We start from the raw sequence: 12,410 nt of genomic DNA, 5'->3' as shown, positions 1-12,410 counted from the left end.
ATTACAAACTCTTTCTAACTCAAATCTTATCTTTATAAATATCTACAATACCCAGAAGGATATCAACTACCTTGCGCATCTCCTGAATTGATGCATATTCATAGCGGCCGTGATAGTTATAGCCGCCGGTGCAAAGGTTCGGGCATGGAAGTCCTTTATAGGAAAGGGTTGCTCCATCTGTGCCGCCTCTTATAGGCACATCGATGGGAACTATATCAAGGCTCTCCATAACCTTCTTGGCATTGTCAACAAGATGGATATGAGGCCTGATCTTCTCGATCATGTTCTTGTACTGGTCCTTGATGGTGACTTCAACGGTTCCCCGGCCATACTTACGGTTAAGGAAATCCGCAGCTGCAAGGAACATTGACTTCTTCTCCTCAAAGAGGGCCTCGTCATGATCCCTGATGATGTACTGGGAAACGCAGGACTCTGTTGAGCCGTTGATCTCGGTCAAATGGAAGAATCCCTCTCTCTTCTCTGTATACATTGGGTTCTGGAATACAGGAAGAAGCCCCTGGAACTCAAAGGCAATAAGGGATGCGTTGAGCATTCTGTTCTTGGCATCTCCGGGGTGTACGCTTCTTCCGTTTACCTTTACGGTAGCACCTGCGGCATTGAAGTTCTCATATTCAAGCTCGCCAAGCTTACCTCCGTCAACAGTAAAGGCATAGTCGGCGTCAAATTGCTTCAGGTCAAAAAAGGCTGTTCCTTCGCCGATCTCTTCGTCGGGAGTAAAGGCAATTCTGATCTCACCGTGTTTGATCTCTGGGTTCTTCAGCAGTGTCTCGGCCATGGTCATGATCTCGGCAACCCCTGCCTTATCATCTGCACCAAGAAGTGTGCTTCCGTCGGTAACAATAAGGTCTTCTCCAACGTGGTTTAAAAGCTCGGGGAAATTAGAAGGTGAAAGGACATATTTGCCCTCAGCATCCAGCTTAATATCATCTCCTTTATAGCTCTCCACAATCCTAGGATTAACATTTTCTCCGCTCACCTCATCTGATGTGTCCATATGGGAAACAAAGCCCATCTTAGGTCCTTCGCAGCCCTCGCTATTGGACGGTATGCTGGCATATACATAGCAGTGCTCCTCATCATAGACAACGTCACTTGCCCCGATCTTTAGAAGCTCATCCCTAAGAAGCTTTGCAAGGTTGTGCTGCTTCATGGTTGAAGGGGATGTGCCTGTGGTGTCGTCGGACTGGGTGTCTATCTTTACATATCTTAGAAACTTTTCAATTACATCCGGTTTGTTCATGATTTACTCTTTCTACCAGCAGTTTTTTTGCGGGGTTTGTAATTCTCGTCTTTTTTGCTTATATAAATGCGGCAGGAACGATCGGCGATAAGCTCCGTAAATACATCGGTATCCGTATCCCTGGTTCCCGTCACTGTTTCTTTTCCCCTGACATACTTTGCAGGCTTTTCGTGTTCCATATGCCTGTCATCGGTGTCAATGTAAATCTCCCATTTAAGACCTTCGGGAAGCTTTGGAAGTGCCAGCTCCTGGGGAGTCCAGTGCATGTTGTAGACCACATAAATGTAGTCGTGCTCTCTTTCTTCCTTCTCATATAGGCCGCAGAAAAGAAGTGCAACAAGATGGCTCTGTCCTGAAAGATCGGGTCTCCAGGCCTCTTTCCCGTGATAGGAAAGATCCGGGTATCCGCAGGAAATGTAGTCCATAAGCTTGAAGGGAGCCTTTTCGTGAAGGATCCTGTTTGCATAGCGCATTTTGGAAAGAGTTTTCGTAAATTCCAGAAGATCTGCATTTTTTTCCATGGCTTTCCAGTCAACCCAGCCTGTCTCATTATCCTGGCAATATGGATTGTTGTTGCCCGCCTGAGAGTTTCCGAACTCATCTCCCGAGAAGATCATAGGTGTTCCCTGGGAGAAGAAAAGCATGGTCAGTGCGTTCATCATCTGCTTCTTCCTGAGCTTTAAGATCTCATGCTTTCTGGTCCTTCCCTCTATTCCGCAGTTCCAGCTTATGTTGTTGTCAGTGCCGTCCTTGTTGTTCTCGCCGTTTTCCTCGTTGTGCTTGTGCTCATAAGCCACAAGGTCTGCCAGCCTGAAGCCCTCGTAATCACAGATGTAATTGATGATTCCGTGGTCACTTCCGTTTGCCAGCATTGATTTAAGGAAGTCGTTTACGCAGTTGTCGTCGCTCTTTAAGAAACGTCTTGCATTGTAAAGGAATGCATTGTTGTAATCCGCAAGGAGTCTTACTTCCGGGATTCTGCCTTCAAATATGCTTCCGCAGTCAAAGTACTCATACCAGATCTTAACATCCGTAAACAGAGGCTCGTTGGTGATAAGTCTTAGAGGAATCGCACTGCCCTTTAAGTGGAAGCCGTCCACATGATAGGTGCAGCGCCAGAATCTCAAAGCATCGATAATAAGGGTGCCGCTCTCGTTCTCTTCAAAATAGAACTGCATGATGACTTCAAGACCGTTTTCATGCATTGTCTTCACAAAGGCCTTGAACTCATTCTCCGCATCCGAAGGATTCACGCAGTATGCTGTTCTTGGCGCAAAGTAGTAGCCTTTTTTAAATCCCCAGTAGTTGAGCTTGAGGTTCTCGGCTTTTTTGTCGGAAATGCTTCCATCTCTGGAATAAAGAGCCTTGCCTTCGCTTGCCTGTGCGCCGGCGCTTCTTCTGTCCGAAGACCTGTAGCGATTCTCCACCTCGTTCATCTCATAGGCCGGCATCATTTCAATTGCCGTAACTCCAAGGGATTTAAGGTACGGTATCTTCTCGAGGATACCGGCATAGGTACCTCTTTTTGCTGCCTCAACACCGCTTGAGGGACTCTTTGTAAACCCCCTCACATGGAGAAGATAAACGAAGCTGTCCTCATAGGGGACAAAAGAAACATCATCCTTCCCCCAGTCAAACACATGGCCTGAGGTGGTGCCGGTAGCCTTGTTGTCAAGCTTTGCCCTTATGGCTGAATCAGGTACGTTTTTGCCAAAGGTTTCAAGTCCGTAAAACTGCTTGGCATAAGGATCGCAGAAATATTCATCATCCGCAAAATAGTTGTATGAAACATATTCATCTATATCCTTGATATCACGGATCCTGGCGGAATAGATATTCCCCCTCTTCATTGAAGCTGAAAGCTCAATGGAAAGAGGCTTAATCTTAGTATTTTTCTCATCGGGATAAAGAGTAATGCCGCACTTTTTGTTATCTCCGAAAACGCTGCGAACCACCAGTGTTCTGTCATAATCGATATAGCATCCTAACGGATAAGGTTTTTCCCTGCAGATTTCAAACTTTTTAGCCATTAAGCACCCGGTTCCCCCATATATTCAGAGTTCAAATAAATCGAACCTATCAGTTTCCATACGCCGATATATTTTACCATATTTGAACCTTATTTACTATAAAAAGAAAGCCTCTTGTGACAGCCAACATGAACGTAAGTAACTTATTTCGAAAAAAAATGTTTCTATTGCGCAAAAAGGAATTTAGTTTTTTCTTTCTTTTAGCGTGATTGGGCGCGGTCGCGAGAAGTTGGACAGAGTTTTTTACATTGGGGAGTGATGTTGCGTAGAACATGTGAACCGAGGTGGCCTTTCCGACGCAAAGCATTCTATAAGCTGATTGCGTCGGTAAAAATGCCTTATAATTTGACGTTATATCGATAAAAAGCCCGTTTGAGCGCCCGGTTGTCGGAATACCGTCATTATGTCCATATAATGGTGTAAATTGAAAATTAAATATAAAAGAGCCATGAATGCTCTCTCCTGATTTAAAATGTTAAGTGACCAAACAAAACAGTATAAAGGAGGCAAGTAATCATCATGGCTCAAGTAAATATTACATTAAACCATGAGGAATTGGTAGCATTATTAGGAGGAGACCGAGAAGAAGCGTTCAAGCATCTTGTCGAGAAAATCCTCAATGAGGCTCTATTAGCGGAATCCACAGCCCAACTGGGAGCTGAAAAGTACGAAAGGTCTGATAACAGGACTGACCAGCGCAACGGTACAAGAGAACGTGAACTAACCACCAAGATAGGCACTATCGTCCTGGAAGTACCGCGCCACCGATTATCACCCTTTCACACCACTCTTTTTGAAACATACCAGCGTAGTGAAACAGCCTTGCTCAATACCATGGCAGAAATGGTCATCATGGGCGTTTCTACGCGTAAGGTGAGTAATGTTATCGAAATGATATGTGGCAAGGAATACTCCAAGTCCACTATATCAGAGGTGTGTAAGCGACTTGATCCAGAGATCAAAGAGTTTCAAAACCATGATCTGAGTGTTCATGATTATCCTTTTATCATGGTGGATGCCACATATTTTAAAGTACGTGAAAATCATAGGGTTGTTTCAAAAGCTTTATTCATAGCAGTAGGTCTTACAACTGATGGCAAGAAAGAAGTCCTATACTTCAATGTATATGATGGCGAAACTAACGATACATGGCTTGACTTCTTCAGCCACCTGAAAGCCAATGGTCTTAAGGATCCACTTATGCTCACTTCTGACGCCCATAAATCCATTCGATACGCAGCGTTCAAAGTGTTTCCTAATACACCGTGGCAGCGTTGTCAGTTTCACTTCACTAAAAACATCCTTGACGCAGCCCCAAACTCACAGAGACCCGGGCTTGAAATAGAGTTAAGGCAAATGTTCCTGGCTAAGACCCTTACTGCTGCAAGAAAAAAGCGCGATGACATCCTGTCAGACTACTCTGATGTTGCTCCAAAGGCGATGGAACTGCTTGACAACGGATTTGAAGATGCCATGACGGTATATATGTTGCCAGAGAATACATGGCGCCACCTGCGTACATCAAACACAATAGAAAGGCTTAATAGAGAGTTAAAACGCCGTTCCGATGTTATACAAATATTTCCGAATGAAGCTTCATTATTACGTCTCATGGGCTCGGTGCTTATAGACCAGAATGATATCCTACTAATGAAACGTACAAGTTTTGGCCGGAAAGCTTATGAAAGCATATCTAATGAAACCCGTATCAAACTCAAAACCCTGGCCTTTGAACAGCAAAAGATTATGGCCGCATAACAGCTGCTCAAAGATCTGGAGCCCGAGGTAATAAAGTAGCCACCCTGCCAGCGGCAGGGCTTGTCCTTGATGCCCATAAATCAGAATGCTAAGCTGAGAAAACCGATGGTGATGCATATCAGCTGCTCATGAGTCTATCGCCGTCGGTGATTGACATACAGCGTTCTGATTTATGGGTGTCAAGGATGGCGGACACAGCCACAACATTTATATCAGGAATCAATTTACACCACATATAGGACTTGACCAATACCGTTTTCGTTCTGCATCATCCGCATGTTATTTCGTCAATTTAACCGACGCAAAGCCTCACTACAGACAATTGCGTCGGAACCCCCTTGCAGAAAGCATCGTAATCTTGTATATTCGCCTTGCATATCTAAATTACGCAGTCATATAATTCCTCCCACATATTTAATTACGCGATCTGCAGGCCAGTCTGTACCGGACATGATAATCCAAAGACAAAGAAAAGACAGGCCCGATTATTGAGCCTGTCTCCATAATATGATTACCATATTGCTCTTTTCTCATCTTTCATCCTCCGATACTAAGGCATCAGATACATGAAAAATGTAATTAGTGTTCTTTACGGCAATTTTTATTATTGATAACCTGGTTAACGTCAAGACTTTGTTTTTTTGCCTGCGCGAAGAAGCATCATAAAGGCAAAGGCGAAAACTGCGATCACAAGAAGTCTTCCGCTTTGTGCTTCATCGGAAGTTGCCGCTCTTCTGGCGCCGAGAACCGCAGGGCTTTCAAGAGAATCTACATACTCTCTTCTTGCGCCAAATACCTGGAATAGATCAGGTACCTCTGGAACATCAGGCTCTTCGGGATTTGAAGGAGTCTCGGGAGTCCTTGGAGTCTCCGGAGTTTTAGGATTCTCAGGAGTTTTGGGATCTTCAGGTGTTTGGGGATCCTCGGGAGTTTCAGAATCTTTGGTATCCTCAGGAGTCTCAGGGTCTTTGGGCTCCTCCGGGTCTTCATGAGTTTTATTTGTAAAGGTTGCTCCGGAAACAGACAGATCAAGCTTATCTGCATACATCTCGTCGTTGGCAGTGAAGCTGCTCTCTATAAGTTCTTCACTTCCATCTTCAAAAACTCTGTAAACCTGAATTCCCGATATTTCATATTTATCCGTAGCAAAGTCAATTCCACCTACATTCTGAGTAGTTTCATTCTTTACAACTGAAACTTCGATCCTGATTACGGATTTGTCCTTTTCAACAGGAACACCATCAACATTATCTCCCTGGGGAACCTCACCCTCAGTCAGATAATACTTATAAACTCCATTCTCTTTATAGTTGGTCTGATCAAAGGAAAGTCTTCCGCCGAAATCTACTTTTCCATTCTCATCGTTGGTTCCGGTAAGTACGGTATTGCCTTCCTCATCCTTGATTGTAAAGGTATATTCATGTCCCTCAAGAGATGACACCTTTGTTCCCTCTTTATCAAGCAGCTCTTTTGATGCGTCTACTTCCAGTGACTTTCCAACAGAAAGCTTCTCAGATCCTGGATTTCCCATAACAATATATCCGTTGCAGAGAATTCCGCCGCCATGAGTATATGAAGTATTGTTTCTGATAACTATAGAAGCTGATGAAGGAGCCTGTCCGTTATCAAGGCTTGCTGTGATACCTGTTACGTAGCTTGCAACATACAATTTATCATCAGAAGATACTTTTTTTTGATCAACAGAGCCTGTTACAGCAGCATCTCCAAATACATTCTTTGAAACAACACTGTTAAGAGCACAGAAATAATCATCGTATCCGCTGCTCATAAAGGTCTCATTTGAAGCTGCATACTCATGATCTTCATGTTTGTAGGAGCCGTTGCCGGAAAGATGGATATCTTCGGGATCTCCGCCCTGATTGTTGAAGATCATTGCGCTACTGTTCTCATCGCCAAATACAAAGACTCTTCCTGTGGAGCATCCTGCAAGACCGCCTCCAAAGCCGCCTGAATGGTTGCCTGTAATAAGCACATCTGCAGGAACATTAAGAGTTGAAGAATCCGAAACAAAAATAGCTCCTCCGCCCCAGTCAACGTAAGAAGGATCGGGATTGCCGTCTTTATCGTATCCGGACATATTGTCTTCAAAAAGACCGCCCTCTATTGATGCAAGGTTTCCGTTTTCCCATCCGTTTCCGATTATTGAAACAGCTCCGCCCTCATGATGCTGGGCAATATTTCCCTTAAAGGTTCCGTTTATAACAAGCTCTTTTCCGCCAAACAGAACAGCTCCGCCGCTTCCGTTTGCGAAATTGTTCTCAAATACTACACCTTTATCGATGGTCATATTGCTCTCGCCGGAGACTTTAACTGCTCCGCCACCGCTTCCCCAGCCTTCGGAACCTGAAGAATTGTTCTTAAAGGTCATGTTTTCCAGAGTGAAAGTTCCCATATCGGTAAACTGGACGGCTCCACCCTGTCCATTTGCATGGTTATTTACAAAAAGATTATTTCCTTCAGCCTTGAAATCTGTCTTTCTGATATTCATGGCTCCGCCGTCACCGGAGGATGAGTTGCCATCAAAGGTGCAGTCCTTGATTGTAAGAGATGCATTGTTTGCTTCTACGGCGTTTCTTACTTTTTCAACTTTTACAGAATCAATGATCACTGTTGATCCGCTGTTGCACTCAAATACAGGTCTGGGTTTCTCTGTCGTCTGGGCACCCACAATGTTTCCGTTCTTTACGGTAATAGTATTTCCATTGTTTACCGCAAAAGTTGCAGTACCGTGTTCTACTGTGATGGTATGACCGTTAAGATCAAGTACAATGTTATGATCACCTTCACCGGCACTCTCGCCGACAATGATATATCCGTGGGAAATTGTGATATCTTCTGACAATGTGATACTCTCAGCAGCGTTTCTTAACGCATCCCTGAGTCCAAGGATAGTCTCATCACCTTCTTTGATGTTCTGCTCTGAAGAAACATAGAGAGTGTTCTCACCGGCCTCAAACAGCTTTACTGCATCTTTCTTAAGATCATTCTTTAAGACTTCGTCTTCTGTATCTGTATTCTTATCTGCATTTTCATCTGCATCTGTATCTGTATCATCTGCCTCATCTGTATCGTCAGAATCCGCATCATCATTTTTGTCATTCTTATCATCTGATGAATTCACATTATCCTTGTCTGTCTCATGGTTTTTCTTATCATCAGATGTTTTGTCTTCTTTATCTGTTTCATCAGCCTTTTTGTCATCAGCCGTTTCTTCATTCTTAGTTGTTTCCTGATCGGATTCTGCTTCGCTGATAAAGTAGGCAGCTTCAGGTGCCTGTGCATATGCAACCATATTTCCCTGATTGGCTGCCACACTGAAAAGAAGTGTGAATGTCAAAGCCATCCTGACTGTTTTAATGATTAAATTCTCTTTCTTTTTATTGCTTTTAATACTCATGGAAAAATACCTCTCAGAAAAATAAAAACGTTTTTATGCTAACGACTTTGAAATATTATCACGATAATTCATTTTTTACAATATTCAAATTTCGATTTGTGTATAATGCACAATTTGTTCGCAATTTAATTTTATCATTGCACTAAAACGTTTTAATTTTCATTGAATCCCGAAAACTCCCCTATTCATTGCATTTGTGCTATAATGAATCCATGAATCAATCATAAATACTTGACTTTAAGGAGGACGGTATGGAATTTTCCAAGAATGCCATAGAAATGAACACCAGAATAGAAAATGGGGACCAGGGCACTGTCGATATTGAACTTGACGACGGAAAGCTTATAAGCTGCGCTCCCATGATAGTTCTTACCGTGGAATCCAAAGATTACATAGTTCTGCTCCCTCTTGACGAAAACGGACAGAACAATGACGGAAATGTATGGTTTTACGAATTCATCTGGGAGAATCAGAAAGAAGATCCGGAACTTGGATACATTTCTGAAGATGATGAATATGAGAAAGTTGCCGAGGCTTTCGATCTCTATCTTGACGATGCAGAGTTCGATGAGCTTGTAGAACTTCCTGAAGAAGGTTCCGAAGAGGTCTGATTTTTACCGTAGTTTTTATCCCACAGCTCTTTTATTGGACGAAGGAACCTTGTGGGCATCATGGGACTTTCCTTTGTCCCTGTAACATAACTCATTATGAGCGCCTGTTTTGCTCTTGTCATGGCTACGTAGAGCATCCGGCGCTCTTCTTCTATCTCCGACAGAGTCACTGCGCTTCTTGCAGGAATGATTCCCTCATTAAGATCCGGAAGCCACACTATATCAAACTCCAGTCCCTTTGATCCGTGCATGGTAAGAAGCTTAATTCTTTTGCCACTCATCTTATTATTCTTCTTTTCAAAACCTCTTTCAGAAAGCTTCTCCTTCTCACCTTCCATCCAGGCAATAAACATCCTCATATCATCAAATTCAGCAGCCTTTTTCTGGAACTCATCCAAAACCTCAGTTTTCCCCGGAAACAGCTTATCGATCCCAATGCTCTTTCTTATGAATCTAACCGCCAGGGCAGGTCTTAAATGCTCCAGCATGTTGATTTCCCTGAAGAATTTTTTGACGGTATTTATCCTAGCAGAATTCCCCTTATAATAATCGACAATCTCCTTTTGCCTAACAGTCTCGCCTCTTGCGCAGTCTCTTGTAATGTAACGCATTGGCTGATTCATTATCCTGTAGAAATCTCCTCTCTTTTTCCCGTCACAGGCAAAAGAAATATAGGCTCCGCAAAGCACTACGCATGGCTCTTCAAAAAGGGCTTTGCTTTCTTCGTCAAGATTAGTAGGGATTTTATTTGATATGAGTATCTGCGAAAGAGCTTTCGCTTCAGAATTCGTTCTGTAAAGAATCGCTATACGGTCAAGTTCATCCATATGCTTTTTTAGAAAATCAACTATTTGCAGATTTTGTGTATCCTTGCTTTCATACCTTCTTGCAATGACTTTTCCCGGGCCGTTACTGTCTGCTGCTGTAAGCTGCTTCTTATACCTTAAGGTGTTCGCCTCTATCACAGGAAGCGCGGCATTTATTATCTCTTTTCCGCAGCGGTAGTTCATATTAAGGTTAACTACAATAGGCTCCTGCCCGGGAAATTCCTTATCAAAGCCCAGCATTATGGACGGGTCAGAGCCCCTGAATCCGTATATGGACTGATCGTCATCTCCCACAACAAATAGGTTATTCCTGTCTCCCGAAAGAAGTCTTACCACCTTGTATTGCATCCTGTTGATGTCCTGGTATTCATCGATGAGAATATATTCAAATCTCTTTTGCCACTTTTCAAGAATACTTCTGTTGTTTACAAGAAGGTCATGGCATCTTGCGATCATATCATCAAAATCTATCTTTCCGAATTCAACAAGCTTTTTGTTATAACCCTCAAATACTTCCTTGAAGCAATGCCGAAGGGGTACGCCCTCATTGCAATCGCAAGGGTCATAGCCCATGTTTTTAAGTCTTGAGATTTCAGAAAGAATCTCCGGGATCTGCTCAAGGGCATTTTCGTATTCTTCCTTGCCCATTGTTTTTTGACGCAGCAAAAAAGCCATCACATCCCTGATGATCTCGTATTTTATCTTTTCAGTTGCTATTTCTATTTGTGAATTTCCACCGCCGGAAGAATCTTTGATAATGCGGTAAAAGACAGAGTGAAATGTTCCAAAAGACACTTCAGGATAAGAACTATCCGTAAGTTTTATGAAACGGTACTGCATCTCTATGGCAGCAGCTTTGGTAAAGGTAATGACGAGGATAGAGGAAGGATCCGCTCCGTATTCCTCGATCAGATATTGAAGGCGACGCACTATAACGAAGGTTTTGCCACTGCCCGGCCCCGCCAGTATCATGGCAGGGCCTTTGGTGTGGCATACAGCCTGCAGCTGCGCCGCATTTAAGCTGTTATTGTTCAAGTAATTCAATTCCTTTTTTGATTCTCTTTATTGTCTCTTCCTTGCCGATGACTTCCATGAGCTCTGTTGCTCCGCAGGGAGTCATCTCCTTGCCGGAAACGGCAATTCTTACAGGCCAGAGAACATATCCGTTCTTGTACTCATGCTCCTTGATAAACTCTGAAAGAGCTGCATAAAGGGCATCGTTTGTATAATCCTCGTGTGCTTCAAGAAGAGGAAGAACTTCCTTAAGAACCTTAAGGGAAGACTCTTTGTCTGTCTTCATCTTTTTGTGAGCATAGATGGCTGTGTCATATTCGGGAAGCTCATCAAAGAAGTCAACCATGGGCTCGATATCAGGCCAGATCTCAATCCTGGTCTTAACCATGTTGGAGATCTTCTTAAGGTCAAGAGGCTTCTTGATAGCCTTCTCAAGGTAAGAACGTGCCTGCTCAAAGAAGACATCCTCGTCCATCTTCTTTAAGTACTCGCCGTTCATCCATTTGAGCTTGGTGAAGTCAAATACCGCAGGGCTCTTATTGATACGTCTGTAATCAAACTTCTCGATAAGATCCTGAAGGCTCATGATCTCGCTGTTATCCTCGGGAGACCAGCCAAGAAGTGCTACAAAGTTAACAACTGCCTCAGCTACAAATCCCTGCTCGATAAGATCCTCAAAGGATGAATGTCCTGATCTCTTGGAGAGCTTATGATGCTCCTCATCTGTGATAAGAGGACAATGGATGTACTTGGGTACCTCCCATCCGAAGGCATCATAAAGTCTGTTGTACTTGGGTGATGAGGAAATGTACTCATTACCTCTTACAACATGTGTGATTCCCATAAGGTGATCATCCACAACGTTGGCAAAGTTGTAAGTGGGATATCCGTCGGACTTGATAAGGATCATGTCGTCCAGTTCCTTGTTCTCAACGCTTACATCTCCGTAAAGCTCGTCATGGAATGTTGTTGTTCCCTCTGTGGGGTTATTCTGTCTGATTACAAAAGGCTTGCCCTCAGCAAGGTTCTTCTCAACCTCTTCCTTGGAAAGATGGAGGCAGTGCTTGTCATATACACTGATCTCCTTAACTTCTCCGTCAACCTCGATCTTCTGGACCAGAGTCTTAAGTCTCTCCTCATCACAGAAGCAGTAATATGCCTCGCCCTTATCGATAAGCTCTTTTGCATACTGCATATAGATGCCGGCCTTCTGTCTCTCGCTCTGTACATAAGGTCCGACAGGTCCGCCGATATCAGGACCTTCATCGTGGATCAGTCCTGTGTCCTTAAGAGTCTTGTAGATGATCTCTGTGGCACCCTCCACATATCTTTCCTGGTCTGTGTCCTCGATTCTGAGGATATAGTCACCGCCTTCATGCTTGGAAATAAGGTAAGCATAAAGCGCTGTTCTCAAGTTTCCCACATGCATGCGTCCTGTAGGTGAAGGCGCATATCTGGTACGAATCTTAACCATTTTCGGTCTCCGTTTCT

Annotated in this window: 7 protein-coding genes; 2 read left to right on the top strand and 5 right to left on the bottom strand. The window is 43.5% G+C overall.

Features of this window, described 5'->3' with window-relative positions; all coding sequences use genetic code 11:
• Nucleotides 1–19: 19 nt before the first annotated feature.
• On the bottom strand, nucleotides 20–1,261 hold the full coding sequence (pepT, locus tag T456_RS0102285; protein ID WP_024864737.1) for a peptidase T: 1,242 nt from the start codon (nucleotides 1,259–1,261) through the stop codon (nucleotides 20–22).
• Nucleotides 1,258–3,291 carry an alpha-amylase family glycosyl hydrolase gene (locus tag T456_RS0102280; RefSeq protein ID WP_024864736.1) on the bottom strand — a complete coding sequence of 678 codons (2,034 nt, stop codon included), beginning with the start codon at nucleotides 3,289–3,291 and terminating at the stop codon, nucleotides 1,258–1,260. The genes pepT and T456_RS0102280 overlap by 4 nt, the downstream gene beginning before the upstream one ends.
• A 519-nt stretch (nucleotides 3,292–3,810) precedes the next feature.
• Between T456_RS0102280 and T456_RS0102275 the strand changes: the two genes are divergently transcribed.
• Nucleotides 3,811–5,049: an IS256 family transposase gene (locus tag T456_RS0102275; RefSeq protein WP_024864735.1), complete on the top strand. Its 1,239-nt coding sequence runs from the start codon at nucleotides 3,811–3,813 to the stop codon at nucleotides 5,047–5,049.
• Between the two features lie 625 nt (nucleotides 5,050–5,674).
• Here T456_RS0102275 and T456_RS20945 read toward each other — a convergent pair.
• Complete coding sequence (locus T456_RS20945; RefSeq protein WP_024864734.1) at nucleotides 5,675–8,467, bottom strand: hypothetical protein; 2,793 nt, start codon at nucleotides 8,465–8,467, stop codon at nucleotides 5,675–5,677.
• Between the two features lie 251 nt (nucleotides 8,468–8,718).
• Between T456_RS20945 and T456_RS0102265 the strand changes: the two genes are divergently transcribed.
• A complete protein-coding gene (locus T456_RS0102265; protein ID WP_024864733.1) occupies nucleotides 8,719–9,078 on the top strand; it encodes a DUF1292 domain-containing protein in 360 nt (119 codons plus the stop codon).
• Here T456_RS0102265 and T456_RS0102260 read toward each other — a convergent pair.
• Together T456_RS0102260 and gltX are read right to left on the bottom strand one after the other, a co-directional pair.
• Nucleotides 9,012–10,940: an ATP-dependent helicase gene (locus tag T456_RS0102260; RefSeq protein ID WP_024864732.1), complete on the bottom strand. Its 1,929-nt coding sequence runs from the start codon at nucleotides 10,938–10,940 to the stop codon at nucleotides 9,012–9,014. The two genes, T456_RS0102265 and T456_RS0102260, sit on opposite strands and share 67 nt — an antisense overlap.
• The gene (gene gltX, locus T456_RS0102255; RefSeq protein ID WP_024864731.1) at nucleotides 10,930–12,393 is read right to left on the bottom strand and encodes a glutamate--tRNA ligase; all 1,464 of its coding nucleotides are present in this window, start codon (nucleotides 12,391–12,393) and stop codon (nucleotides 10,930–10,932) included. Before gltX ends, T456_RS0102260 begins: the two co-directional genes overlap by 11 nt.
• Nucleotides 12,394–12,410: the final 17 nt, after the last annotated feature.

This window comes from Butyrivibrio sp. FCS014, from assembly GCF_000526935.1.
Taxonomy (GTDB): domain Bacteria; phylum Bacillota; class Clostridia; order Lachnospirales; family Lachnospiraceae; genus Butyrivibrio.
This window is presented reverse-complemented; position numbering and strand designations above follow the sequence as displayed.